Raw genomic sequence first — 26,890 nt, 5'->3', positions numbered from 1 at the left:
CCCTCCCGCCGCCGATCCCGATGTCCGCGCCGATGTCCGCGCCACCGACCCTGCGACGGACCAACGCCGCTACTCGGCCGGCAGTGCCGCGTCTCCGGCCCCGGACGGCTCGGGCGCGGCCGGATCGCGGCGCCCAAACAGCCGCTCGAAGGCGACGTAGAAGGTCGGCGTGATGAACAGGGTGATGAAGGTCGCCACGACGAGGCCGCCGATCACCACGGTCCCCATGGAGACGCGCGCATGCGCCCCGGCGCCGCTGGCGATGGCCAGCGGGATCGAGCCGGTGATGAAGGCGAAGGAGGTCATGAGGATCGGGCGCATGCGCAGGCGCGCCGCGTCCTGGGCCGCCTTCAGCACGTCCTCGCCCTGCCGGCGCAGATCCTCCGCGAAGGACACGAGCAGGATCGAGTTCTTGGCGGCCAGGCCCACGAGCAGCAGGAGCCCGATCTGGCCGAAGATGTCGAGTTCGAGCCCCCGCACCGCCAGGAAGCCGACGGCGCCGAAGATCGCGATCGGCGTCGCGAGCAGGATCACGAAGGGCAGGCGCAGCGACTCGTACTGGCCCGCCAGCAGCAGGAAGATCATCAGGACCCCGAGGCCGAAGATCAGCGGCGCGTAGCCGCCCGCGACCTTCTCCTGATAGGCGACGTCGGTCCATTCCACCGCGTAGTCGGCCGGCAGGCGGCTCTTGGCGAGCGCCTCGACTTCCTTGAGCACCGTGCCGGAACTCGCGGTGGAGGCCACCTCGATCGCCACCTCGATGGCCGGGTAGGTGTTGTAGGACAGGACGGCGGTGGGGCCGGTGGTGAACTCCGCCCGCACCAGGGAGCCGATCCGCACCGGCTCGCCCCGGCTGTTCAGGACCGGCAGGGCCTCCAGATCCTGGATCGTGCGCCGGCCCGCGGCCTCGCTCTGCACGTAGACCTGGTAGACGAAGCCGAAGCGGTTGAAGAGGTTGACGAAGCTCGATCCGACATAGGTCCCGAGCGCGTCGAACAGGTTCTGGAGGGGCACGCCGAGCTGCTCGGCCTTGGCCCGGTCGATCTCCAGGCGGATCTGCGGGACGCCGTAGCTCGTCGTCGGGAGCGCCTGGGCGATGTTGGGGCTCTTCTCCATTTCGTCGATGAAGCGCTGCGCCGCCGCGGCGAGCTTGAGGCCCCCGGTGCCGCTGCGGTCCTGGATCTCCAGGGTCAGGCCGCTGCGCGTGCCGAGGCCGGGCAGCGGCGACGGGTTGACCACCCGCACCGTCCCGTCCGGATCGTGCCGGAACTGCTTCTGCACGCGGGCGATGATGGCGTCGGCCGAGGCCGTCCGCTCGCCCCAGGGCTTCAGGACCGGGATCTGGAACCCGTAGAACGGCGCCACCGCGTCGGCGAGGATGCTGCGCCCGACGACGCCGATCGTGTGATCGACCTCCGGCATGTCCCGCAGGCTCTTGCCGAGTCGCTCGACCATGCGGTCGGTGCGCGCCACGGCGGCGCCCTTGGGCAGGGCGACGTCGGCGAAGAAGTAGCCCTGATCCTCGTTCGGGACGAAGCCGGTCGGGCGCTGCATCACGAGGAGCACGGTGAGCGCCGCGAAGGCCGCGAAGGCGAGGCCGACGAGCACCAGATGGCGGCTGAGCCGCCCGATCATCGCGGTGAGGAGGCCCGCGGCCCGCTCCAGCGTCCGGTTGAACCAGCGCAGCGGCGCCTTCCACCGGCTCTGCCGGGCCTGCGCCCCCTCCGGCCGGTGCCTCAGGATCAGGCCGCAGAGCGCCGGCGTCAGGGTCAGCGAGACGACGGCCGAGATCATCACCGAGATCGCGATGGTCAGGGCGAACTGGTTGTAGAGCTGGCCGGTCAGGCCCGGGATGAAGGCCACCGGCACGAACAGGGCGGCCAGGACCAGGGTGGTGGCGATCACCGGGCCGGCGACCTCGTTCACCGCCTCCCGGGCGGCCGGCCGCGGCTCCATCCCCTCGTCCATCAGCCGCTCGGTGTTCTCGACCACGATGATCGCGTCGTCGACCACGAGGCCCACCGCCAGCACCATGCCGAGCAGGCTCAGGGTGTTGAAGGAGAAGCCGAGCAGCGCCATCGGGCCGAAGGTCCCGACCAGCGCCACCGGCACGGCGATGGAGGGGATCAGCGTCGCCCGCCAGTTCTGCAGGAACAGGTAGGTGACGATGACGACGAGGAGGAGCGCCTCGAACAGGGTGTGGACCACCTCGCGGATCGCCTCGCGGACGAACTCGGTGCGGTCGAGGGCGATCTTGTACTTGAGCCCGGGCGGGAACCGCCGGGCCAGCTCTTCCATGGTGGCCTTCACCCCGTCCATCACATGGACCGCGTTGGCGCCGGGCGTCTGGTAGAGGCCGAGCGTCGCCGAGGGCTGCCCGTCGAAGCCGGAGCGCACGCCGTACTGCTCCGAACCCAACTCCACCCGCGCCACGTCCCGGACCCGGACCACGGAGCCGTCGGGGTTGGCCCGCAGCAGGATGTTGGCGAATTCCTGGGGCTGGCTCAGCCGCCCCTGAGTCACGACCTGCAGCTCGAAGGCGGTGGGCTGCCCATCGGTCGGCGGCTTGCCGAGGGATCCGGTGGTGATCTGCTCATTCTGTTGGCTCACCGCGCGGATCACCGCATCGGGGCTGATCGCCAGGGCCTCCATCTTCACCGGATCGAGCCAGATGCGCATGGCGTAGCGCTTCTGGGAGAAGTTCTGGATCCGGCCCATGCCGTCGACCCGGCGCAGGGGTTTGATCACCTGCGTCTCGGCCCAGTTGGCCAGGAACAGCTCGTCGTAGGGCGAGCCCGGATCGGCGTAGAGCACGATGTTGCCGAGCCGCTGGCGGGAGCTCTTCTGGATCTCCAGGCCCTGCGCGCGCACCGAGGCCGGAAGCTTCGACTCGGCCCGGTTGGCGCGGGTCAGGACCTCTGCGGCGGCGGCGTCGAGATCGGAGCCGATCTCGAAGGTCGCGTCGAGGTTGACGCTGCCGTCGGTGTTGCTGGTCGACGCGATGTACAGGAGGTGCTGGGCGCCGTTGATCTCCTGCTCCAGGGGCGTCGTGACGGCGTCGTAGGCCTGCTGTGCGCTCGCGCCCGGATAGGTCGCCTGGATGTTGATGATCGGCGGCGCGATCTCGGGAAACTGCGCGATCGGCAGGGTCAGGCCCGCCACCGCGCCGATCAGGGTGATCAGAACCGAGATGACGGCCGCGAGGACCGGCCGATCGACGAAGCGGGCGAACATCGGACCTCGACGGTGGTCGGTGGCCGCGAGGACCGGGCGTGCAACGCGAGCGCGTTTGGCGTGTTCCCTGTCCGGTTCGGCGCCGAGCGCGCCGCAGCGGGGAGCAGGCGGCGTGCGGGCGGGGATTCGGTACGGCTTACTCGGATGTGGCGCCGCGCTGGTCCTGGCGGCGGGCGGCTGGTTCGCGATGGGCCGACCGGACCCGTCCGTGCTGATGGCGGCCCTGCCCTGGTCGGACCGGCCGCCCGAGACCGCTGAGGCCGAACCGCCGATCGCCGTGACGGTGACGACGGCGCGGACGCAGGCGGTGCCGATCAGCTTCACCTATACGGGGACGATCATCGCGCAGCAGGACGCGGCCCTGCGGGCCCGGGTGACCGGCAACGTCACCGATCGCCCCTTCGAGCCGGGTGGCCACGTGAAGAAGGGGCAGGTGCTCTTCCGGATCGACCCGCGTCCGTTCCAGGTGGCGCTCGCCCAGGCGCAGGCCCAGGAGGCGCAGGCCAAGGCGCAGCTCCAGTTCGCGCAGGCCGAGGTGAGCCGGACCGACACGCTGGCCGACAAGGGCTACGCCTCCGAGCAGCGCCTCCAGCAGCTTCAGTCGAACGCCGCCTCCGCCGCCGCCCAGGTCCAGGGGGCCGAGGCCGCGATCGCGCGGCAGAACCTCAACCTCGACTACGCGGTGGTGAACGCCCCCTTCGACGGGCGGGCGAGCCTGTCGATCGTCAACCCCGGCGACCTCGTCATCGAGAACCAGACGCAGCTGGTCACGGTGGTGCAGCTCGACCCGATCGACGTGCAGATGGCGCTCTCCTCCGAGGATTCCGAGGCGCTGCGCGAGGCGATGCAGAAGGGCCCCGTGACCGTGGAGGTGCTGGACGAGGCCGGCAAAGCCATGCGCGACGCGAAGGTCTATCAGCTCGACAACCGATTTGACCCCCGCACCGCCCGTCGCCTCGTGCGCGCCCTATTGCCGAACACCGACGAGCGCTTCCTGCCGGGTCAGTTCATCCGTGCCCGGGTGAAGACCGGCACCGAGGAGAAGCTTCTGGTCCCCACGATCGCGTTGTCGGCCAGACTCGCTCAGCAGATCGTCTACGTGGTCGACGATCAGGGTGTCGTACGCCAGAAGCCCGTGACGACGGGCGACAGCTTCGGCGAGGACACCGCGATCCTGGCCGGGCTCAAGGCCGGCGAGCGGGTGGTGACCGACCACCTTCAGGACATGCGGCAGGACCTCAAGGTTGAGATCCGGTCCGCGGAGGCCGACGGCCCGTCCAAGCCTCCGGCGACGAAGACGGGGGGCCGGGATGCGGACGATCGGGGCTGACCGCGCCATGCGAGCCATCTTCTCGCTCGGGCTGATCCTGGCGCTCCTGCAAGCATCGGCCGCGCAATCGGCCGCCCAATCGGCCTCGACGGCGGCGCCGGCGGGCTGCCGTGTCGATCATGCGCGGTACGCGGCCCTCAAGACAGGCATGACCTATCGGCAGGTGCGGGCACGCCTGGGTTGCGATGGCCGTCGCATTTCGCACCTGACGATCGGCCGGGTCCGGCGCGCGACCTATTCCTGGCCCGGACGGGGCACGTATGGGGCCAATCTCACGCTCACGTTCCGCAACGAAAGGCTCACGGACAAGGCGCAGCTCGGCCTGCGCGTGCCCTGAGCGATCCGCTCGGCCCGAGAGCGGCCTTCCCGCCGGGCCTGAGGGGCAAGACGGGCCTCGGAGCCGACCGGGTGATGACCACACGCCGGAGGCGTTCGAGCGCCGCCCCCGACGGTCCTGGCCCGTGTCGGGCGCGGCCGCGCCGACGGCAGGGGGCATCACGGTCGGGAGGGATCGCGTCCTTTCCCGGGAGAGCCCCAGGTTCCGGTCCCGCTTCAGGCGCGGTCTCGGCGAGGGGCGTCGTCGCCCACGCATGGCCGGATCGGCGGGTGACCTTGGCCGCGGCGGTGCCGGCGGCCTCTTGGCGTTTGATGCAGGGGCGACGGCCGCCTTCCCTCTGGCGGTTCGTTGAGCTCGCGGCCTCGGCGGCCTATGCATAGACCCCATGGAACTCCACGCGCCCGCCAACCGACCCTTGGCACCCATCGTCTGCCAACCGCCGCCCGCCGGAAAGGCGGCGCCGTTCCTGCCGATGAGCCGCGCCGAGATGGCGGCGCTCGGATGGGACGCCTGCGACATCGTGCTGGTGACGGGCGATGCCTATGTGGATCACCCCAGCTTCGGCATGGCCATCATCGGCCGGCTGCTCGAAGCGCAGGGGTTCAAGGTCGGCATCATCGCCCAGCCGGACTGGCAGTCGGCTGAGCCGTTCAAGGTTCTGGGCAAGCCGAAGCTGTTCTTCGGCGTCACCGGCGGCAATCTCGACTCGATGGTGAACCGCTACACCGCGGACCGCCGGCTGCGCCACGACGACGCCTATACGGCCGGCGGCGAAGGCGGCCGGCGGCCGGACCGCTCGACCATCGTCTACACGCAGCGCTGCCGCGAGGCCTACAAGGACGTGCCGATCGTGCTCGGCGGTATCGAGGCGTCGCTGCGCCGCATCGCCCATTACGATTACTGGTCCGACAAGGTGCGCCGCTCGATCCTCGCGGACGCGAAGGCCGATCTGCTCATCTACGGCAATGCCGAGCGCGCCGTCGTCGAGGTGGCGAACCGTCTCGCGGCCGGCGAGGCGCCGCAGGAACTCGACGCCGTCCGGGGCGTCGCCCTGTTCCGCCGCGTGCCCGAGCATTACACCGAGCTGCCCGCCGACGATCTCGATTCGACCGACGAGGCCGCCGCCCGCCGCCCCGGCGAGACCGTGATCCGGCTCCCCGCCTACGAGCAGGTCAAGGACGACAAGGAGGCCTATGCCCGCGCCTCGCGGGTGCTGCACCGGGAGGCCAACCCCGGCAACGCCCGCCCGCTCGTCCAGCGCCACGGCGACCGCGACCTGTGGCTGAACCCGCCGCCGATCCCGCTCTCCAGCGAGGAGATGGATGCGGTCTACGACCTGCCCTACGCCCGCGCCCCCCATCCGTCCTACGGCGACGCGAAGATCCCCGCCTGGGACATGATCAAGTTCTCGGTGACGATCATGCGCGGCTGCTTCGGCGGCTGCACCTTCTGCTCCATCACCGAGCACGAGGGCCGCGTCATCCAGAACCGCTCGGAGGGCTCGATCCTGCGCGAGATCGAGAAGATCCGCGACAAGACGCCGGGCTTCACGGGGGTGATCTCGGATGTCGGCGGGCCGACGGCGAACATGTACCGGATGGCGTGCAAGGACCCGAAGATCGAGGCGGCGTGCCGGCTGCCGTCCTGCGTCTTTCCGGATATCTGCCCGAACCTGAACACCTCGCACGACGACCTGATCCGGCTCTACCGCAAGGTCCGGGAGGTGAAGGGCGTCAAGAAGGTCATGGTCGCCTCCGGCGTGCGCTACGACCTCGCCGTCCGGAGCCCCGAATACGTCAAGGAGCTCGTGACCCATCACGTCGGCGGCCGTCTCAAGATCGCGCCCGAGCACACCGAGCGCGGCCCCCTCGACCTGATGATGAAGCCGGGCATCGGCACGTATGACCGCTTCAAGGAGATGTTCGACGCCGCCGCCAAGCAGGCCGGCAAGAAATACTACCTGATCCCGTATTTCATCGCGGCGCATCCGGGCACGACCGACGAGGACATGATGCACCTCGCCCTCTGGCTCAAGAAGAACGACTATCGCGCCGATCAGGTCCAGACGTTCCTGCCCTCGCCGATGGCCACCGCCACGACCATGTATCACACCGAGATCAACCCGTTGCAGGGCGTGCGGCGCGGCGGCAGCGAGCCGGTCGACGCGATCAAGGGGATGCGGCAGCGCCGGCTGCACAAGGCGTTCCTGCGCTACCACGATCCCGAGAACTGGCCCCTGCTGCGCGAGGCGCTGCGGGCGATGGGTCGCGCGGATCTCATCGGGCCGAGGCCGGACCAGCTCGTTCCGCTCTCGCAGCCGCCGGGAACGGGCGCCGGTGCGGGCAAGGCGGGTGGCCAGCCGCGCCCCATGCGCCATCCGGGTGCGCCGCGTTTCACCACGAAGGGCGTGCCGGTGAGGAAGTGATGGCCGCGCGCGGCTGATCGACGGATGTTCCGAGAGCTGCGTTCGACCGAGGCTGCATCCACATGGATCGAGCGCGGACATCCATGGATGTCGGGCGCGGACCAATGGCCACGGCTTGCGCGTGTTCGGAATCGGATGGCTTTGCGCGGTCGCGCGTGGCGACGCGGGCGCCTTCGATCCGAGGGACACGAAGGACGCCGTCAACCTGCGCTTCGGGGTCGTGGACCCTGATGCAGGATTGCGGGCCGGGAAGGCGCGAGGGCCAAGTCCGACGCGAGCGCCTTCATCCTGAGTATCCCGGCCCCGCTGGAGACGGAAAACGAGGGCCAGCTCCCCCGGCCAGTTCGAGCCGGTCGCGCACCCCTGGACGTCCTGCAGGGTGAGCCGGTGCTGCTGGTCGGCGAGGCTCGACAATCCTGCCGCGTGCGAACCGTCCGGGTCGGGAACCTCCCGCCGGTGCCTGATCCGGTCGTCGCGGTGCCTGTTGCGCAGGATCGTGAAAAGCCACGCCTTCGAGGCAGCGCCGGGCCGCTAGCTGGTTCAATGCTCCAGGGCCTTGAGCAACGTGTACTGCACGAGGTCGTCGCTCTCGGTGGCGTCGCGGTTCAGCGACAGCGCAGACCGACGCAGATGCGGCACCCCCGCGACAAGTTCGGCCGCGAAGCCGTGGCCCGACGGCGTCTCGGCCGTGTCCAGCGCCTCCAAGAGGCGCCGGAAAGAGGCCGCCAACGGGAATTTCTCATCGGGCAGCGCGACGTCTAAGTAGTAATTCCGCAGACCTCGCCGGATTTCGTCGCGCGCAGGCGAGATCACGGCACCGTGTACGGCGGGCGAGCGAAACTGTTCGGCGACATGGGGCACGCGAGTGGGCTCGCCGTCGTCTTGAGGGCGGCGCCCAGGACCATCCGGCGGTCCCGCAGGCGCGATGAGCATCAATCTTGAGTCGCAGATCCCCGCGTCAATGATACGTGCGTACCGGGATAATAACATAAATTTTGGAACCTGCTTGTGCGCAACCCGTTTGTGCCCGGCTGCCGGAGGGGCAGTGAGCGCGGGACGGGGTTGGGAAGCGGTGACGGCGGACGTCGACAGGCATGAACTCCGGCCCATCATCGCCGGCCTGAGTGAGGGCGAGATCCTGGTCCAGCCCGACTGGGCCAGCGCGTGGTGTGCCAACGCGGCCGCCCCGGCGATGCAGGGTGCCGAGAGCCTGAACGAGCTCGGGCCGACCATGGACGCGTACCGGGACCGGTTCTGCCTGCGCGACCGCAGCGACCGTGGCGCCATCGAGAATCTCGCCAACCTGCGAAGGCGGGAGGTCGGTCGGGCGAAGATATCCGCCGTCAACCTGACGGTGCGCGAGCGCCAGATCCTGAACCTCGTCTGCGCGGGCCGGAATAACGCGGCCAACGCCCGCACGCTCAACCTCTCACGCAATCACGACGCCGCGATCCACCGCAAGATCGGCGTCCGCAAAGGGTCGGAGGCGGTCGTCTGGGGTCGAGGAAACGGATTTCCGATACAAGTCTCTGGAGCAAAATGATTACCGTACTGGTATAATTTGCTCATTGAACACGGAGACGGGACGATCATCTCATCGTCGGTGCAGGGTTTTCTCGAACACGACGGAGCACCCATGGCCGAAGATAGGAGTTCCACTTCCGCCGAGCACCTCAAGGGCTCAGTCAAAGAAGCCCTCGGCAAGCTCACCGGCGACATCCGGGTCGAGGCCGAGGGGCGACGGCAGAAGCGCGAGGCCCGCGCCGCCAAGTCCGTCGGGATCCAGCCCGCCAAGCCGGGTAGGGACTGACGCGAATTCGACCGGCGCCCCGACGCGGAGGCGCCGACCCACACCACCATCACGCAAGGAGAACCACATGGTTGACACGGATCGGATCACGGGCGCCGCCAAGGAAATCGGCGGCAAGGTGCAGGGCGCGGTGGGCGATCTGACCGGCTCGCGGCGGGACTCGGTCGAGGGGCGCGCCCGCGAGGCGGCCGGCCAGGCCGAGAACCTCTACGGCCAGGCCAAGGACACCGTGCGTGACGCGGCCGAGCACGTCGCCGACACCGCCCGCGATATCGGCGGCCGAATTCGCGAGACCGTGGGCGGCCTCGTCGGCTCCGACGACGTCGAGGATCGGGCGCGCCGCGCGCAGGGCGCCGCCGAGGACCACTTCGACCGGGCCCGTCGCTCCGTGCGCCGCGCCGCCGACGACGCCTCCGATTACGCGGAAGACGCTTACGAGCGCGGCGCTCGCGCCCTGCGCCATGGCCAGGGCGGTGTGAGCGGCCAGGTCGCCGAGTACCCCCTCGCCTCCCTGCTGATCGCCGGCGCCGTCGGCTTCGGCCTCGGCCTGCTCGTCTCGGGCACCCGCGACTGAGCCGCCGACCCACGACTTCGAACGACCCAAGACCCGGAGTGAAAGAGTGACCATCCAGACGACCGCTTCCCCCCTCGCCACGACAGCCACGCAGGCCGACACGCGTGCCGTGCTGCTCAACCAAGTGTCCTGGGGGGCCATCTTCGCCGGCGCCGTCACCGCCCTGGTGACCCAGGTCATCGTGAACCTCGTCGGCGTCGGGGTGGGCCTGGCCTCCGTCGGCACCACCGCCGCCGACAACCCGTCGGCCTCCACCGTCTCGATGGGCGCCGGCATCTGGTTCGTGGCCTCGGGCATCGTCGCCTCGCTGGCCGGCGGCCTGATCGCGGGCCGGCTCTCGGGCAAGCCCCTGCCGGGCGCGGCCGCCCTGCACGGTCTCGTGTCCTGGGCGGTGACGACGCTGGTCGTGCTCTACCTGCTGACCTCGGCCGCCAGCGGCCTGGTCGGCGGCACGCTGAGCACCGTCTCGGGGGCGCTCGGCGGCGCGGGCAACCTCGTGGGCGGCACCGTGCAGACGGCGGCCCAGGCGGCGGCGCCGTCGCTGTCGAAGATCTCGAACCCGCTGGACGGCATCGAGGACAAGGTCCGCCAGCAGGCCGCCGGCCAGGACCCGCAGGCGGCTCGTGATGCCGCGGTGGCGGCGGTGCGCGCCGTGCTGACCGGTGACCCCGCCCAGAAGGAGCAGGCCAAGAACCGCGCCGCCGACGCGCTGGCCAAGGCCCAGGGGATCTCGCCCGACCAGGCCAAGGCGCAGATCGACGACTACCAGAAGCAGTACGAGCAGGCCGTCACCACCGCCAAGCAGAAGGCTGAGGCCGCTGCCGTCACGGCGAAGTCCGCCGCCACCCAGGGCGCGTTCTACGCCGCCATCGCCCTGATCCTCGGCGCGCTGGCGGCCTTCTTCGGCGGTCGCCTCGGCGCCCCGAAGCCGGCGACGCTCCTCTCCTCCTACGACGCCCGCCGCGTCTGAACCCCTTCACCGGCCCCCGCCGACGGGCGGGGGTCTTCACCGGCCGGAGCATCCGGCCTCACTCGCGAAGCAGGAGCGCACGATGAGCAGCACCACCGACAAGCTCAAGGGTTTGGCCAACGAGGCCGTCGGCAACGTCAAGCAGGGCGTCGGCAACGTGACCGGCAACGACAAGCTCGTGGCCGAGGGCAAGGCGCAGGAGCTGAAGGGCGAGGCGCAGAAGACCGTGGGCGACGTCAAGGACGGCGCCAAGAACCTCGCCGACAAGGTCACCGGCAAGCACTGATCGCGACTCCAGCGGCGCCGGTACGGCCGGCGCCGCCCGAGAGAGCCGTGTCCGATGAGCAGAGGAGTGAACCATGAACCGCGACCAGATTCGTGGCGCGTCCCGTCACCTCCAGGGTCGCGCCCAGACCGCCGTCGGAGGCCTGACCGGTGATCCGGTCCGCCAAGTGCGCGGCGCCGCCAATCAAGTGGCCGGCGGCGCACAATACGCCTACGGCCGCGCCCGCGACCGGGCCGAGGACCTCGCCGAGGACGGCCATCACCTCGCTCACGAGGTCTGGGAGCGCGCCGACGACCTCATCGAGGACGGCCGCCATGTCGCCCAGGAGGCCCGCCGCCGGGTGCAGACCAATGGCCGCCGCGCGATCCGCTATGCCGATGCCAACCGCACCACGACGCTGCTCGCCTTCGTCGGCGTGGCCTTCGCGCTCGGCTGGCTCGCTCGTTCCTCGCGCTGACACCGCGCCAACCTGGAGATCCCGATGATCCGCAAGCTTCTGACCGCCTTCCTGCTGCCGCGCGTAATCGCCTTCGTCACGCGCCGCGTCACCGGCCGGGCGACCACGCCGCCACGTCGCGGCTACTGACCGCCAAGCCCGGCGATTTCTGCCGATCCATCACGGAAAGGACGCGACATGAGCAAGGGATACCCCTCGATGACCGCCCTGCTGGGCCTGCTCGCGGTGGCGGGCTACCAGAACAGGGACAAGATCGCGGAGTGGCTCGGCACCCCCGCCCGGGATGCCCATGGGTCGGTCGTGCCGCCGGTGGCGCGGACCTCCCCGGCGACCGGGTCCGCGGCTCCCTCCAACCTCGAGCGCGTGCTCGGCGGGGTCGGCTCGGCCGGGGTCGGCGGCCTGCTGGCCAGCGGGTTGGCCGAGCTCGTCGAGCACTTCACCAAGGGTGGCCACGGCGAGACCGCGAAGTCCTGGGTCAATCAGGGCGCCAACCGCGACATCGCCGAGCCGGACCTTGAGCGCGCCATCGGCCCGCTGACCCTGGAGCACCTCACCCAGCAGACCGGCCTGAGCCGCTCGGAGATCCTTTCGCGCCTGTCGCGCGAACTGCCGTCCGCCATCGACCGCTACGCGACGGACGGCCGCCGCTTCGCCTGACAGCGAGACCCGAACGTCCCGGTCGTACCATGGGGCGGCCGGGCAGCCGACCAGGGCCGGCATCAGGCGGCAGCTTGCACGATGCGGGGGAACCGTCACGCCATGATCACCGCCCTGCGTCGCATCCTCATCACGGCGCTCATCGCCGCGCTTGCCGGCCTCGGTGTGGTCGTGGCCCTGCTCGGCCGGCGCCCGCGGACACGCCTCATGCAACGGACCGCGGTCCCGGTCCCGGTTGCGGCTCCCGTGCCGGCCCCCCGCACGACCGGCGGCAGGCGGGGGCTGTCTATCGGGCTCGTGTGCCTGTTGATCCTGACGGGGCTGGCCGGGCTCGTCTACGAGCGCCATGACGCGACCTTCGGGGTCGTGTCTCGCGCGCCGGACGGCGCGGGCCAGACGCTCGCCGCCCTGCCGCCGTCCGACACCGGGACCGCCCGCACGCCGAGCCAAGCGGACGAGAGGACGACCCAGTCGGCGCGGACGCGCGAAGAGCCCGGCCCACCGGCCAACCGTCCGCCTTCGCGCCCGTCGGCATCGGCCGCGCCGGGGTTCGACGTCGTGCGCGTCGAACCGAACGGCGACGCCGTGATCGCCGGACGGGCGGCGCCGAACGCGTCCGTCGAGGTGCTCGTCGATGGCCAACCCGTGGCGCGCGCGCAGGCCGATGCCGGAGGGCACTTCACCCTCACGCCACCGCCCCTCCCGGCCGGGAGCAGCGAGATCGGGCTGCGTTCGACGGATGCGAAGGGCGACACGCAACGGTCGTCGACCCGCGTCGCGGTGGTGGTCGCGCCGGCCCGGGATGCCAAACCCCTCGTCGCTCTGTCGTCGCCCGACGCGCCGACCCGGATCCTGTCCCGGCCGGACGGCCCGGCCCCGGGTAACCCGGCTCCCACGACGGTGCCGGGTCCGCCGAACGCCGGGCGAGACGAGCCGGGCGCCGATGCCGGCATCCCGACGACGGGTATCGGGACCGGCGCGCGCCGAGCAGGCGGGGCGACGTCGCCGACCGATCCCACACCCCGAGGGGCTCGCCCGGCCGAGAAGCCCGTCGCCGACGCGACGACGGCATCGCCCAAGGTCGTCAGCATCGATGCCCAGGACGGAGGCAAGCTCTTCGTCACCGGACGGGCAGCCCCCGGGGCCAGCCTGCGGCTCTACCTGAACGATTCGCCGGTCGCCCCGGCAACGGTGGGCCGCGACGGCACCGTGACATTCACCATCGGCCAGGGCGTGAAGCCCGGCCACTACACGGTCCGGCTCGATCTGGTCGATCCCGTGACGGGCAAGGTCCGGGATCGGGCAGAGGTGCCGTTCACGGCGCCCGGTGCCGGCCACGACGAGGGGGTGGAATACGCGGCGACCCAACAGGGCGGAGCTCCGCAGATCACCGTGCCAAACCCGTCGGAGCGAGGGCCCCCCGGAGATGCCGCGGCGCCGCGCGCGAATCCGGCGGACCCGGCGCGACCCACCGGCACCGGCAGCTTGGCGGCTGACGTTCCGTCCGGGGCCATGGCGGGCTCCGCCGCGGTCTACGTCCCCCGGATCGAGACAGCCCGCATCGTGCGTGGCGACAATCTTTGGACGATCAGCCGCCGGACCTACGGCGAGGGCGAGCGCTACACGCTGATCTTCGACGCCAACCAAGACCAGGTCCGCGATCCGGACCTCATCTATCCCGGACAGGTCCTCGTGCTCCCGGACAAGTACGTCGTCGACGCCGGCCAGACCGGCAAGCGCGATTGACTGGGTCATCTCCCATGCTGCGAAGATTGGTTTCGCCGCGTGGGCGGGGTTGTCTGGGTTAGTCTTGGCGGCGGGTCAACCTCGGTTCGGGACGGCTATGACGCCGCCAGGCCGGTCCGATACAGCGACCAACCGGACCTGTGCGACGTGACAGGGCCGGATGGCATGGCCAAGCGCTGCCGAGCACTCCGTGCCGGCCCCTGGCGCCTCCCTGTCGGCTTGGACGGTCCGGGCGCGTGCGAAGGACGCATCTTGTCGATGCTCCAGCCGCCTGCGTGTCGCAGTGCAGGGCCGCGCCCGTGCGGCGCCGCGCGCTGACGCGGCGCCGACTCCGGTTCAGTAGCTGACGTAGCCGCCGGTGCCCTGAGAGGGGCGCACCGGGCCACCGGTATTCACGGACGGGGCTGTCCGCTGGCGCTCGGCCTGACGGTTGGCCAAGGCGCGGCCGGCGGCGCAGCCACCGACGGCGCCGAGGACGCCGTGCCCGGCATAGTGGCCTGCGATGCCGCCGACGATGGCACCCTTGATGCAGCCCTTCGCCTCGGCCGCCTGACCGGCGGCCAGAAGGGCACTCGCCGCCACAGCGGCCACAGCGAGACGCTTCATCATGATAATCTTCCCTCCGCGGCATCTCCGTGGCCGCAGCGACGATTTAGGTATTCAGAGCGCGTCATAAAGATGCCGTGGTGCAAATTTCCATGAATTTCACCACTTGAATTTCCGAGGCATACTACAGAATGACGATCCGTTCGCGTCGATGCTCCGCGATGACGAAAATGAACATTGCTTGAACGGAAGCGAGCCGTCGATGGAAGAGAGGGTTGCCCCTGTCCTGGGCGTTCGCCGCGTCAGGTCTTCGTGACGCGACCGGCCTGGCCTGCCGACGTGGGCCGGCCGCCGGACCTGATCCTCCGGCGGCTCCTGACGACCTGACGGAGGACGACGGAGATCTGGTCGGCCGAGCAGGGGGTGTGCCGGAGCTCGAAGCCGTTCGCGCCCTCCCCCGCGTTGGCCGCCATACCGCAGGGCCACGGCGCGGAAGCGCTGCCGACCGGTCTCGTCCGAGCGCCCGAGATCACGCAGAGAACCGTTCTCGACGCACCGCCGGATGGTTCCGCGCTCCGTCAGGCTGAAGCTTTCGCGTTTCAGGCGTGCATCGCGTTCGCTGTCGTGCCCCGCCGCGAAATCCTTCGTGGCTGCCAGTGCCTGCAGGCGTGCGAAGGCGCCGAATTCCCGCTCACGTTCCTCCAAGAGCGAAAACCCGTCGCCGATCGAGCGCCATGCGCCCTTCCCGTAAGCAGCCCTTCGTCCGCCGTCCGGCAATTTCGGCTCGAGGTGGGAGCCGACTTCAACTTGTCGTCTCGAAACAAACAGCGCGAGACATCGGACACCATCAGTGAGCGCAGATCAGGCGGCCTTCACGCCTGCCAGGAAGCGCGAGACTTCCTGCGTCAGGTTCTCCGCATGATGTGCAAGCTCCCGGGCCGCACCGAGCACCTGAGTTGCCGCGGCGCTCGTCTGGCCTGCACCCTCGCGCACGTTGGTCATGGCCGCCGTCACGAGGCTCGTCCCCTGCGCGGCATGAGCCACATTCCGCGCGATCTCCTGCGTCGTGGCGCCCTGCTGCTCCATTGCTGCTGCGATCCCAATGGATGTGTCTGAGATCTCGCCGATGACGCGTTCCAGGTCCTGGATGTCCAAGACCGCTTGATGCGTCACGGCTTGAATCTCGGCGACCTGCTCACCGATCTCACCGGTTGCCTTCGTGGTCTGACCAGCCAAGTGCTTTACCTCCGCGGCGACGACGGCGAAGCCTTTCCCAGCCTCGCCAGCGCGTGCCGCCTCGATCGTGGCGTTGAGCGCCAGCAGATTGGTCTGCGACGCGATGTTGGAGATTACCGACACGACTGAGCTGATGCGCTCGGCGCTGACGGTAAGCTTCTGAACTGTAAGGTCCGTTTGCTTCGCCTTGTCGACGCCCTGATAGGCGACACCGGCTGAATGGCCGACCTGCTGGACGATCTCCTGCACGGACGCGGACATCTCCTCGCTGGCTGCGGCGACTGTTTGGACGTTGACCGACGTCTGGAGCGCCGAGCCGGCGGCGGCCACAGTCTGCTCTGTGGTTTCGGCAGCCGTAACCGCCATAGCGTTCGCGGTGGCCTCCATTTCGGTGGCCGCGCCTGCCAGCCCCTGAACAAGGGCGGAGACGTTGTGCTCGAACTCCGTCATCATCACGGCCAGCACGCTCACCCGGCGCAACTTGAGTTCGTTCTCGACAGCCTGCGCCTCAGCAAGTTTCCGGGTGAGTTCAGCGTTGCGCGTGGCTTCCGCCGTGGCATGCTCGGATGCCGTCATCGCCTTCGCCAATTGATTGACCGCCAGCATGAGCGCGCCGGCCTCGACAAGAAGGATCACGGCATGGATGACGACGCGGGTGTAATCAGCGCCGTCCGGAAATACGGCTGCCGGATAGAGCACGTTCAGAGCGAGATGATGGATAGCGACCACACCCGTGGCTGCAAGGATGGCGCTCCAGCAACACCAGCCGGCCACGACGGCGAGAGCAGCGAAGAACAGCATGTGCATGTCGATTTGCAGATGCGTTCCTGCCGTGCCGAACACCACCAAGCCAACGAGCGACATGGCTGCAGCGGAAGAGAGCTGGCGTGTGATCGCCGCTGGGCCATTGACGCGTGCGACCAGTCCGACAACGACGATCAGTGCGCCTCCAAAAGCAGCCGCAGCAGCAAGATTGGCGTCCGTGGCCCAGGCCGTGAGGACGGCCACGATATAGAGCAGGCCCAGCCCCCCAAGCATCACAGGCATGAAGGCGTGGCGCAGCGCCGCGAGGTTACTGACAGGCGTCATAGCTGGTGAGTTCCAATCGTGGATGATGACGCAGAGGCCTTGGGCAAGCAGCCGCTCACCGCGGTAGCTGCAACGACAAGGGTCGCGCCCTCTCGGTAGAGCGCCCACACAAGATTCGGTGGGGCAGAGCTGAGGATCAGGATGTGCCCGCGCGGCGACATCCACAGAATCCGAACGTCGACACCAGCGATCGCCGCAGGCGTCAGTTCATCAGGGCTGAGGCGTAAGACCGCGACAGGCTCATCGTGCCGCGGGCTGAGCGACAGGGTGGCAGGGCCGAGCCCACAGAGAAGGATGAAGCCGCCGACGAGGATGCTGTTTGCGCCTCTCGGTCGAATGGGTCGTCCGGGCGGGTCAAAAATCGGCCGAGCCTGCGTCATTCTCTTTCATGTATGGGTCGTAGAGATTCTTTCGCCCCTATCGCCCCAAAATCTTATATAAAGCCTTTATAAAACTATATTCTTGGACCTCTTGGGTGTTTACCAAGTCTACTACAAGTAGTGTGGTTCAAATTTCCGTGATCGGGTTGGGTCAAACAGGCCTGTCGACTCTCTCCGTTGCTTCTTTGGTATTTCGGAAGTCAGCCTCAGTCTCGATCGAGCACAGTCGGGATCGGGCTGTCCGTAATCTGATCTTCTGATCATCGGGGCAGGCTTTTAGTGGGCGAGCGGCAACATCCGCTTCGATGCCTTCGCGCTCAGAACCGGACCGGCAGAAATCACCCTGAGCGGCCCTCCCGTGTCCGACCCAACCCGGCCGCCCCGACGGTTCCCTGTCGTTTCCGCAAGCAGACGCCCCGCTAGACCACCGACAACTCCGGCAGACTGATGGAGGAAGGGCTACGAAACGGCGTGCGGATTCTATCCTCTCGGGAGGTATCCGATGCACCGTGGAGCGAGGTTTCGGCGGCTCGCAAGCGCCGATTGCCATCGTCGAAATGATTCACTGAAGGGGTCATGACCTAACATGCATTGGATCATTCGCCAGCTTGTTGAATCAAAATTGACCTATTTCTGAAAAATTCAAGCTTTATACCGATTGATGCAAAAGTCCTGGAGGCAATTCTGCGACCGCTACAGCGTCGGCGACACTCGCGGCGCTGCCTACCTTAGGTATTTTTTTAACAATTTTAAATTAGAAACAGACGAACACACACTCGGAAACCATTATGAGGCCACCTGTCCTCATCGAAGAAGACGACCGCGTGGCAGCACTCGCCGCGTATGATCTCGTCGATACGGTGCCGGCACCTGCCTTCACGCAGATCGTCAGCTTGGCCACCCGCCTGTTCGACGTCCCTACCGCCTTTGTTTCACTGGTCGACCGCAGCCGGCAGATCTTTCACGCCAAGGTCGGCCTTGACCTGTGTGAGACGGACCGGGAGGTCGCGTTCTGCTCCCATACCATCGCGCAGCGCGACACTCTCGTTGTCCTCGATGCCACCCTCGACCCACGCTTTTGCGACAATCCGCTGGTTGTTGGACCGCCATATATTCGCTTCTACGCCGGGATCCCGCTCGTCGCACCGTCGGGCCACGCCGTCGGCACATTGTGTCTCGTCGATACGCGGCCACATCACGGCTTCTCCGCCGCGGATCAGACGATCCTGCGGAATCTGGCGGACCTCGCCCTCGACCGCATGGAACTGCGACGGCTGCAGGTTGCCGAGCGGGCAAGTCACGCGCGCTTCCTCCAGATTGCATCCACCTCGCCGAACGGCATCGTCTGCGCGGACGCTGCGGGCCATATCACCTTCTGGAACGATGCCGCCGAAGGCTTGTTCGGCTACTGCGCCACCGAGGCGGTCGGGCAATCGATCGATCTGGTCGTGCCCGAGCGCATGCGCAGGGGCCATGACGGCGGTCTGCACCGGATCGCCGCCGGCGGTGAACCCCGTCTCCTCGGCAAGACCGTCGAGTTGCCCGCGCGGCACCGCGACGGGACGGAATTCCCGATCGAGCTGTCGCTGTCGCGCTGGGAGGAGCAGGGACAACCCGCTTTCGGCGCGATCATCCGCGACATTCGCGAGCGGCGCGCCAACGAGGAGCGCCTGTTCCGCCTCGCCCATCTGGATCCCCTGACCGAACTGCCCAACCGGGCCGTGCTGCGCGAGCGGTTGACCGAGATCGTCACGGCCATGCGGGCCGTCTCCGTGCTGATGTTCGACCTCGACGGCTTCAAGGAGATCAACGACAGCCACGGGCATGCCACGGGCGACGCCGCCCTCAAGGCGATGGCTGCACGCTTGCTGGCCTGCGTGCGCCCCATCGATACGGTCTCCCGGCTGGGCGGTGACGAGTTCGTGCTCATCATGCCTGACATCGGGGATCCTCTGCGTGCGGCCGCGGTCGCCGAAGCGATCATCACGGCGGTCGCGGAGCCGTTCGAGCACGCGGGGCAGACCCTCCGGGTCGGTACGAGCGTCGGCATCGCCCTCGCGCCGGCCCATGGCGAGAATGCCGACGATCTCCTCTCCTGTGCGGATCTTGCTTTGTACCAAGCCAAGAGCGAGGGGCGACATTGCTACAGGTTGTTCGCCCCCATGCTCCGAGAGCGGGCCCAGCGCACGCGTACGCTGCGGGACGAGCTCGGCCGTGCCGTGGAGAATGACGAATTCGTGCTGTTCTATCAGCCGCAGGTCCGCATGCGGGACGGAGCATTGACCGGCGCCGAGGCGCTGATCCGCTGGCAGCATCCCGAGCGCGGCCTCCTCGCGCCCGGGGCGTTTCTGGACGTGTTGGACAAGAGTCGCTACGCCGCACAAGTCGGTGACTGGGTGCTGCGCACCGCTTGCCGACAGGCCGTGGCGTGGCGCGCAGCGGGCGCCGCACGCTTCCGGATCGGCGTGAACCTATGCAGTGCCCAGGTGCAGCGCGGGGACCTCGCCGAGACGGTTCAAGTCGCTCTGGCCGAAAGCGGACTGCAGGCAGACGGTCTCGAACTGGAAATTACAGAGAACATCGTGCTGCGCCACGACGCGCAACTGGTCGTCGCGCTGCGCAACCTCCGCGAGGTCGGGGTCGGCATCGCCTTCGACGATTACGGCACCGGCTACGCCTCCCTCAGCCTGCTGAAGCGCTTCCCGCTGACACGCTTAAAAATCGACCGCTCATTCGTCACGGGAAAGCTGGCATCGCATCAGGACATGACGATCGTGCGGGCGATCCTGCAGCTTGGCCACGGCTTCAGGCTGGACGTGATCGCCGAAGGAATCGAGACCGAGGCGGAGTACACGCGCCTGCGGACGAAGGGCTGCCAAGAGGGGCAGGGTTACCTATTCGGCAAGCCGATGCCGGCTGACATCTTTGCCAATCGGTTCGGGCTGAGGATCAGGGAAGACATGCCGGCCGCATTGACTGCCCGTTGATGCCTTGCGTCGCGCAGGCCTCACCCGGCAGGGATGCTGCGCTCCACACCATCGCTGACGGCGCGCAGGCGTCGGAAGAAACGAGGTCGGCGGCAGGCCATCCTGTCGGCAGACTCGGTGCTGTCGCGCCGGTCCAAGTCTGTCGGTGACGCGGTTGCACGCTTCCGTGCAACCGCCCGCGCTGCCGTTCGGCCGACGCGATAAACCGCGCACGTCTGAAGGGCGTCCGCTTACGCCCCAGACAGAACGGGGAGCGGATCGTCCCGAACCCATCCTGAGAGGCCCTCCCGCTTCCGGCCCAGTGGAGGCATTCAAGCTGCCGGTCAGGCACTCCTCAAGCGGACGCTTGATGCCGGCACATGACCGACTGCTTCGACGCTAAGGTGCAGCTTCATCCCCTAGACGCGCACGAGCGCCGATCGGATGACGGTTGCGCGTCGATTCGCGGCTCCACGGGTAACAACTTCTGATGGATCTAATAAGATCTGAGTGCAGGACATTGACGGGGTCAATCACCATTGGTTGATCGCCGAAGAAGCAACCTATAGCCGGTTCGAATATAAATATTAAGGCTCTCCCGGCGAAGAGCAGGTTGCTTGGTGGGCTGCCTGTGAGGGCGGGAAGCCGATCCAGGCTCCCCCATCTTGCCCGTGTGGCCGCGTCACCGCCTCCACTCCGGCAGGCGCTGGGCGGCCGTGCGGGGTGCCCCGTCCAGGACCGGATCATGCGCCTTCACCTGACAGTCAAAGCGTCACTCCTCGCCGCCTTCGGCCTCCTCGCGCTCCTGTGCGCCGGCCAAGCCGTTCTCACGACTCTGACGCTCTCGGGCATCCGGGCCAACGTCACGGGCGTCGCCACGAACTGGCTCCCCTCCGTCGTGGCGATCACCAACATCCGCGCCGCGGCCGCGGACGTGCGCATCAAGCAGTTGCGGACTCTGACCCTGTCCGGCAGCCCCGAGCAGCGGGCCGAGAACGCGCGGCAGATCGATGAGGCCGTCGTGGCGCTCGCGGCCGCCCGGACGACCTACGAGCCCCTGATCTCGTCCGCCGAGGAGCGGGCTCTCTACGACGCGTTCGGCGCCACCTGGGAGCGCTACCAGACCGTCGGCCGCGAGGCGGCGCGCCTGGCGGAGGCGGGCCAGAGCGCCGACGGTGCCCGGCTCATGGCCGACCCGGCCAACATCGACCTCTACAACGCCGCGCGCGACACCCTGGTCAAGGATGTCGCCCTGAACGAGCGCGGCGCGCGCGCGGATGCGGACAGCGCCATGGCGGCGACGGATTCCGCGACCGTGACGGCTTATCTCTCGATTGTGCTGAGCGTGCTGGCGGCCTGCGGCGCGACCGCCTTCGTGCTGCTGCGCGTGTCCCGCCCGATCCAGGCGATGACCGGCACGATGACGATCCTCGCCGCGGGCGACACGAGCGGCGCGGTGCCCCACCGCGCGCGCCGCGACGAGATCGGCGCGATGGCGGCGGCCGTTCAGGTGTTCAAGGACAACCTGATCCGCACGCGCCGGCTCGAAGAGGAGACCGCGCAGGCGCGCCTGGCCGCCGAAGAGCAGCGCAAGGCCGGCATGCGGCAGATGGCCGACGGCTTCGAGGCCGCGGTCGGCGGGATCATCGGCACGGTGTCGTCCTCCGCGACCGAGCTGCAGGCGACCGCGCAGGCGATGACCGCCACGGCCACCGAGACCGCCAGCCAGTCGACGACCGTGGCGGCGGCGGCCGAGGAGGCCGCCTCCAACGTCAGCACGGTGGCGGCGGCGGCCGAGGAACTCGGCTCGTCGGTGCAGGAGATCGCCCGCCAAGTGCAGGGGTCGGCCAGCCTCGCCCATCTCGCGGTGAGCGAGGCCGATCAGACCGGCCTGCGCGTGCAGGAACTCAGCGCCGCCGTCTCCCGCATCGGCGACGTCGTCGGCCTGATCTCGAACATCGCCGGCCAGACCAATCTTCTCGCCCTCAACGCCACCATCGAGGCGGCGCGGGCCGGGGCTGCGGGTAAGGGCTTCGCGGTGGTCGCCTCCGAGGTGAAGGCGCTGGCCGAGCAGACTGCCAGGGCCACGCACGAGATCTCGGGGCAGATCGCCCAGATCCAGGCTTCGACCGGCCAGGCGGTCACGTCGATCGCGGGCATCACCGGGCGGATCCGCGAGATCAGCGGCGTCGCCACCTCGATCGCCGCCGCCGTCGAGGAGCAGGGTGCGGCGACCCAGGAGATCGTGCGCAACGTTGCGCAGGCCTCGACCGGCACCAACGAGGTGACGGGCAACATCGCCGGCGTAGCGCAGGCGTCGGAGGAGACGGGGGCGGCGGCCTCGCAGGTCCTGTCGGCGGCCTCGGAGCTGTCGCGGCAATCCGAGTATCTCGGCGCCGAGGTCAGCCGCTTCCTCGCAACCGTGCGTGCCGCCTGAGACGAGCCTCTCGTCGCGAGCACGTAAGAGGCCGACCGAATCCCTGAACGTCCGCTTCCGCCTCATCTTCGAGCGGAAGCGGACGGGCAGAAAACCACCTCAAGCCGTCCTCTCGCTCCCGACCCAACCCGACCCGGCCGCTTGGATCATTATGTTTTAGTTTCGAAAGCGGACACGGACGCCGAAGAGCAGCGCGGACCAGGACGCGCTACGTGGAGATCGGGTCCCGCTCGCGAAGCGTCGATCTTTTGGTGCACCTGCTCCCTATCGGTAACACGCACGGCCGGGTTTTTGAGCTTCCGCTGTAGGCTTGCCTTGGTGTGCCCTTCAAACGGCCGGTCAGCCTGCCAGCGCCGCCGTGTCATCCCTGTGATGGACTGCGTCAGCATCCCGTCCCCCCCTCACGAGGACTGCTGCTGCAACAGCGAGCGACAGGCCAGAACCGACAGGCGACACAACCCCAGGAGGCAGTTGACTGCGTCCTCTGGCTCATCTGCTCCGGTAACTACCGCGCAGCTTGGCCGGAAACCTGACGCGCCAAAAAATGGCCGATCCGAGCCACTCGGCGGCTTCCGGACGCCAGAAGATACCGGCTGGATGCAGTCGGGTGGGCTTTAAAAACTCCTCGTCACGTCACGCAGTGCGAACATCGGCAGGCTCGCTCGCCGAGGGGGAAGCCTTGGGAAGCACTGGATGGAGCACTCGACTTGAAAGATACCGTTGGGTAGGTATCTTTGAGGCGGCGCCGATTTGCCGTGCGTCAAGGAGGGGGCATGGCGACCGCCTACAACCGCAAGAAGCAGCCAGAGCTCGTCCGGCGGACGCTCCTCGATTGCGCCGCCAAGCTCGCGCTGGAACAGGGCTTGGCCGCCGTCACGGTGCAGGCGGTCAGCCACGCCGCCGGCGTGACCAAAGGGGCGCTGTTCCACCACTTCCCAAGCAAGCAGGCGCTGGTCGAGGGCGTCGTCGCCGACCTCATCGCGCAGCTTGACGCAGATATCGACGCCGCCATGGCGAAGGATCCTCGTCCGTACGGGCGGTACACGCGGGCTTACGTCGACATCACCCTGCACGACCCGATGATCACCGAGGGCGGCCAGTGGGCTGCCCTACACATCTCGATTCTCGCCGAGCCCACCTTGCGCCGGATGGTGTCGGACTGGTTCGCGGAGCGCCTGCACCGTCACCGGGACACCGACGGGGATGCCGACCTGGAGTTCGTCCGGCTCGCCGCCGACGGCGCATGGATCGCCTACCTCGTGCGCGAGAAGCCGACCGACCCGGTGCCGGAACTCGGCGCGCTCCGCGCACGGCTCATCGCGATGACCCTGGCCGAACCGAAGCCAGCCTCGGGCGGGGACAGGGGCTGAGCGATGGGATCGACTTCGATGCACGGATTCGCTCCCGCCCACGGGGCGGACGGGCCGGATGACCTGACGGGATACGACGACCTGGCCGCCCGGCACGTTTCCGCTGGGCGAGTCCTCGGCCTGTTCCGCCCCTACGCGGGCCGGATCGCCCTCGTCCTCGGGCTGATCGCGCTCGCGACGGCGGCGGGGCTCGCCGCCCCGTTCCTGCTCCGGGAGATCATCGACGTCGCGCTGCCGCGGGGCGACGTGCGCCTGCTCGGGCTGCTCGCGGGGAGCCTCGTCGGCCTCGCCGCGCTGGCAGCGGGCATCGGCGTGCTCCAAGCCCTCGTCACCGCGAAGGTCGGGCAGACGCTGATGCATGACCTCCGGGTCCGCGTGTACGCCCACCTCCAGTCGCTGCCGCTCGGCTTCTTCACGGCGACCCGGGGCGGGGACATCCAGGCGCGCATCGCGAGCGACATCGGCGCCCTCCAGGCGCTGGTCACGCACACCGCGGGCGAAGCGACGCGCAACGCCAGCGCGGTCGCGATGACCGCGGTCGCCATGCTCTTGCTGGAGTGGCGGCTTGCCCTGTTCTCGTTCCTGGTTCTGCCGTTGGCGACCTGGATCAGCAACCGCGTCGGTCGGATGCGCGAGGAGACCACCTACGCGCAGCAGGAGCGGATCGCCGAGATGACCGCGGCGGTGCAGGAGTCCCTGTCGGTCTCGGGCATCGTCCTCGCCCGCACGATGGGGCGCTCGCCGCACCTGGCGCAGCGTTTCGCGCGGGCCTCGCGCGAGGTGGCGACCCTGGAGGTCCGCTCGCACACCGCGGGCCAGTGGCAGTGGTCGGTCATCGATCTCGTTCTGCAGGCCCTGCCGGCCCTGACCCTGTTCCTCGGCGGCTGGATGATGAACGCCGGGACGGCCATGACGGTCGGCACGCTCGTCGCCATGATCGCGCTGCAGGAGCAGATGCTGTTCCCGCTGGAGGAGGTGCTGCGCACGGGCGTCGAGGTCCGGAAGACGCGGGCGCTGTTCGCGCGCATCTTCGAGTACCTCGACAAGCCGGCCGGGATCACCGAGCGGCCCGATCCCGTCATCCTCGAACCCGCGCAGGTCACCGGCCACGTGCGCCTCGACGGCGTGACGTTTTCCTACGACCGGTCGGGACCCGCCACGCTCCGCGGCGTCACGGTGGACATCCCTGCCGGCTCGCACACCGCCATCGTCGGCGCGACCGGCTCGGGCAAGTCGACCCTCGGCCATCTCCTGGCACGCCTCTACGACGTCGACGCGGGCGCCGTGCTCTATGACGGCGTCGACGTGCGCGACCTGAGCGCGCGTTCGCTCTCCGACATCCTCGGTGTGGTGACGCAGGACCCGTTCCTCCTCCATGCCAGCGTCGCGGAGAACCTGCTGTTCGCCCGGCCCGAGGCGACGGTGGCCGAGATGGTCGAGGCGGCGCGCATCGCCCAACTGCACGACCTGATCGCGGCGCTCCCCGACGGGTACGACACCGCCGTGGGCGAGCGGGGTCACCGCTTCTCGGGCGGCGAGAGGCAGCGCCTCTCGCTGGCCCGGACGATCCTGCGCGACCCGCGCGTGCTGCTGCTCGACGAGGCGACGAGCGCCCTCGATACGGCGACGGAACGGGCGATGGTCGAGGCCCTCGCCCGCCCGGCCAAGCCCCGTACGACCATCACCATCGCCCACCGCCTCTCGACCGTGCGCCGCGCCGACCAGATCGTCGTGCTCGACCGGGGGACGGTGGTCGAGTGCGGGACGCACGAAGCCCTGCTCGCCCGCGACGGCGCCTACGCGCGCCTCGTGCGCAAGGCGGCCTGACGGACCCGACCCACGGACGGATTCCATGTCTCCGAGCACACACATGCGGCGGATGCCGGCCCTCGCCCTCGCGGTCGCCCTCATCCTGCAAGGCTGCAAGCCGGCTGCGGACGGCCAGGCGGCAGGCGGTTCCGGAATCGCGGGTCCGCCCCCCGATGTCTCGACCGTCACGGCCGAGGCGGCGACGGTGCCGCGCACCCTCGACCTGCCGGGGCGCCTGGCCTCGACGCGGGTCGCCGAGGTCAGGGCTCAGGTCGCCGGCATCATCCAGGAGCGCGCCTTCGAGGAAGGCAGCCTCGTCAGGAAGGGCGACGTCCTGTTCCGCATCGACCCCGCCGTGTACCGGGCCGAGGTCGATGCCAAGTCCGCCGCCCTCGACCGGGCCGAGGCCACGCGGGTGCAGGCACTGCGGCAATCGGAGCGCACCGAGACGCTGCTGGAGCGCCAGGCGGCCAGCACCGCCCAGCACGACATCACCACCGCCGCCCTGCGGCAGGCCGAGGCCGACGTCGCGAGCGCGAAGGCGCAACTCGCTCGGGCCCGGATCGACCTCGACTACGCGACCGTCCGCGCGCCCATCGCCGGCCGCATCGGCCGGGCCATGGTCACGGAGGGCGCCCTCGTGGGCCAGGGCGAAGCGACGAAGCTCGCGCTGATCCAGCAGGTCGACCCGATCTTCGCCGACTTCAACGCTTCCGCCGCCGACGCCGGGCGGCTCGCCGGCCTCGGTCCGGGACAGGGGGAGACGAAGGTACGCCTGGTCCTGCCGGACGGCTCGCTCCACCCCGACGCCGGGCGTCTGCTGTTCACGGATGTGAGCGTCGACCCCGGCACCGGGCAGGTCTCGCTGCGGGCCAGCTTCCCCAACCCGAAGGTCGCCCTACTGCCGGGCACCTACGTCCGCGTCCGCGTCGCGCAGGGGGAATTGCCGGGCGCGGTCATCGTCCCGGCCCAGGCCATCCAGCGTAGCAGCGCCGGCGTCGCGCAGGTCTACGTCGTCGGTGAGGACAGGACGGCCGCCCTGCGCCCCGTCAGGGCGGGGGCGCTGACGGACTCCGGCTGGATCGTCGAGGAGGGCCTCAGGGCCGGGGACACCGTCGTGGTCGAGGGCTTTCAGAGGCTGCAGCCCGGCATGGCGGTGAACCCCATGCCTTGGCAGACCGCCCGGACGGCCGCCGCCACCAAGCCCTGACGTCGCCGGGATCGAACCGAC

At 69.0% G+C, this 26,890-nt stretch carries 20 protein-coding genes and 1 pseudogene; 17 read left to right on the top strand and 4 right to left on the bottom strand.

Translation table 11 applies throughout. From position 1 onward, the window contains the following. Nucleotides 1-69: 69 nt before the first annotated feature. On the bottom strand, nt 70-3,234 hold the full coding sequence (locus A3862_RS20890) for an efflux RND transporter permease subunit (protein ID WP_043757287.1): 3,165 nt from the start codon (nt 3,232-3,234) through the stop codon (nt 70-72). A gap of 112 nt (nt 3,235-3,346) precedes the next feature. Between A3862_RS20890 and A3862_RS20885 the strand changes: the two genes are divergently transcribed. From A3862_RS20885 to A3862_RS20875, 3 genes are all read left to right on the top strand, one after another. Next, nucleotides 3,347-4,564, top strand: coding sequence for an efflux RND transporter periplasmic adaptor subunit (locus A3862_RS20885; RefSeq protein ID WP_043757289.1), 1,218 nt, complete (start codon nt 3,347-3,349; stop codon nt 4,562-4,564). Continuing rightward, nucleotides 4,545-4,901, top strand: coding sequence for a hypothetical protein (locus tag A3862_RS20880; RefSeq protein WP_236961419.1), 357 nt, complete (start codon nt 4,545-4,547; stop codon nt 4,899-4,901). Before A3862_RS20885 ends, A3862_RS20880 begins: the two co-directional genes overlap by 20 nt. Nucleotides 4,902-5,373: 472 nt before the next feature. Next, nucleotides 5,374-7,326: a YgiQ family radical SAM protein gene (locus A3862_RS20875; RefSeq protein WP_043757291.1), complete on the top strand. Its 1,953-nt coding sequence runs from the start codon at nt 5,374-5,376 to the stop codon at nt 7,324-7,326. A gap of 540 nt (nt 7,327-7,866) precedes the next feature. Here the strand turns inward: A3862_RS20875 and A3862_RS20870 are convergent. Further along, nucleotides 7,867-8,187 (bottom strand): hypothetical protein, encoded by a 321-nt coding sequence (locus A3862_RS20870; RefSeq protein WP_124263002.1) that lies wholly within the window; start codon nt 8,185-8,187, stop codon nt 7,867-7,869. Between the two features lie 211 nt (nt 8,188-8,398). On the opposite strand from A3862_RS20870, the pseudogene A3862_RS32640 reads away from it, so the two are divergent. The 9 genes and pseudogenes from A3862_RS32640 to A3862_RS20830 all read left to right on the top strand — a co-directional run. Beyond that, a pseudogene (locus A3862_RS32640) lies at nt 8,399-8,605 on the top strand (helix-turn-helix transcriptional regulator); the annotation flags it as partial. Between the two features lie 75 nt (nt 8,606-8,680). Continuing rightward, a complete protein-coding gene (locus tag A3862_RS32635; protein WP_374701288.1) occupies nt 8,681-8,869 on the top strand; it encodes a LuxR C-terminal-related transcriptional regulator in 189 nt (62 codons plus the stop codon). A gap of 93 nt (nt 8,870-8,962) precedes the next feature. Further along, the gene (locus A3862_RS20860; RefSeq protein WP_075380195.1) at nt 8,963-9,136 is read left to right on the top strand and encodes a CsbD family protein; all 174 of its coding nucleotides are present in this window, start codon (nt 8,963-8,965) and stop codon (nt 9,134-9,136) included. Between the two features lie 67 nt (nt 9,137-9,203). Next, the gene (locus A3862_RS20855; RefSeq protein ID WP_043346042.1) at nt 9,204-9,710 is read left to right on the top strand and encodes a CsbD family protein; all 507 of its coding nucleotides are present in this window, start codon (nt 9,204-9,206) and stop codon (nt 9,708-9,710) included. Nucleotides 9,711-9,756: 46 nt separating this feature from the next. Beyond that, on the top strand, nt 9,757-10,680 hold the full coding sequence (locus A3862_RS20850; RefSeq protein ID WP_043346041.1) for a hypothetical protein: 924 nt from the start codon (nt 9,757-9,759) through the stop codon (nt 10,678-10,680). 82 nt (nt 10,681-10,762) lie between these two features. After that, complete coding sequence (locus A3862_RS20845) at nt 10,763-10,966, top strand: CsbD family protein (protein ID WP_043346039.1); 204 nt, start codon at nt 10,763-10,765, stop codon at nt 10,964-10,966. A gap of 73 nt (nt 10,967-11,039) precedes the next feature. Next, nucleotides 11,040-11,423 carry a CsbD family protein gene (locus tag A3862_RS20840; protein WP_043757297.1) on the top strand — a complete coding sequence of 128 codons (384 nt, stop codon included), beginning with the start codon at nt 11,040-11,042 and terminating at the stop codon, nt 11,421-11,423. 177 nt (nt 11,424-11,600) lie between these two features. Beyond that, a complete protein-coding gene (locus tag A3862_RS20835; protein WP_043346035.1) occupies nt 11,601-12,080 on the top strand; it encodes a YidB family protein in 480 nt (159 codons plus the stop codon). 102 nt (nt 12,081-12,182) lie between these two features. Further along, on the top strand, nt 12,183-13,826 hold the full coding sequence (locus A3862_RS20830; RefSeq protein WP_052083608.1) for a LysM peptidoglycan-binding domain-containing protein: 1,644 nt from the start codon (nt 12,183-12,185) through the stop codon (nt 13,824-13,826). Between the two features lie 336 nt (nt 13,827-14,162). On the opposite strand, the gene A3862_RS20825 is transcribed toward A3862_RS20830, so the two are convergent. Then, nucleotides 14,163-14,432: a hypothetical protein gene (locus tag A3862_RS20825; protein WP_111474375.1), complete on the bottom strand. Its 270-nt coding sequence runs from the start codon at nt 14,430-14,432 to the stop codon at nt 14,163-14,165. 801 nt (nt 14,433-15,233) lie between these two features. Continuing rightward, nucleotides 15,234-16,697 (bottom strand): methyl-accepting chemotaxis protein, encoded by a 1,464-nt coding sequence (locus A3862_RS20820; RefSeq protein ID WP_053608518.1) that lies wholly within the window; start codon nt 16,695-16,697, stop codon nt 15,234-15,236. Between the two features lie 1,204 nt (nt 16,698-17,901). On the opposite strand from A3862_RS20820, the gene A3862_RS20815 reads away from it, so the two are divergent. From A3862_RS20815 to A3862_RS20795, 5 genes are all read left to right on the top strand, one after another. Then, nucleotides 17,902-20,064 carry a putative bifunctional diguanylate cyclase/phosphodiesterase gene (locus A3862_RS20815; RefSeq protein ID WP_205782298.1) on the top strand — a complete coding sequence of 721 codons (2,163 nt, stop codon included), beginning with the start codon at nt 17,902-17,904 and terminating at the stop codon, nt 20,062-20,064. Nucleotides 20,065-20,788: 724 nt separating this feature from the next. Continuing rightward, nucleotides 20,789-22,480 carry a methyl-accepting chemotaxis protein gene (locus A3862_RS20810; protein WP_053608520.1) on the top strand — a complete coding sequence of 564 codons (1,692 nt, stop codon included), beginning with the start codon at nt 20,789-20,791 and terminating at the stop codon, nt 22,478-22,480. A 773-nt stretch (nt 22,481-23,253) separates the two neighbouring features. Beyond that, entirely contained in the window at nt 23,254-23,850 is a 597-nt protein-coding gene (locus A3862_RS20805; protein ID WP_043757309.1) for a TetR/AcrR family transcriptional regulator, read from the top strand. 18 nt (nt 23,851-23,868) lie between these two features. Further along, on the top strand, nt 23,869-25,677 hold the full coding sequence (locus tag A3862_RS20800; protein ID WP_043757312.1) for an ABC transporter ATP-binding protein: 1,809 nt from the start codon (nt 23,869-23,871) through the stop codon (nt 25,675-25,677). A gap of 25 nt (nt 25,678-25,702) precedes the next feature. Next, on the top strand, nt 25,703-26,869 hold the full coding sequence (locus A3862_RS20795; RefSeq protein ID WP_193376723.1) for an efflux RND transporter periplasmic adaptor subunit: 1,167 nt from the start codon (nt 25,703-25,705) through the stop codon (nt 26,867-26,869). Nucleotides 26,870-26,890: the final 21 nt, after the last annotated feature.

The organism is Methylobacterium sp. XJLW (genome assembly GCF_003254375.1).
GTDB classification, from domain to species: Bacteria; Pseudomonadota; Alphaproteobacteria; order Rhizobiales; family Beijerinckiaceae; genus Methylobacterium; species Methylobacterium fujisawaense.
Note: the sequence above shows the minus strand (reverse complement) of the source record. Positions and strands in the feature narration are given on the sequence as shown.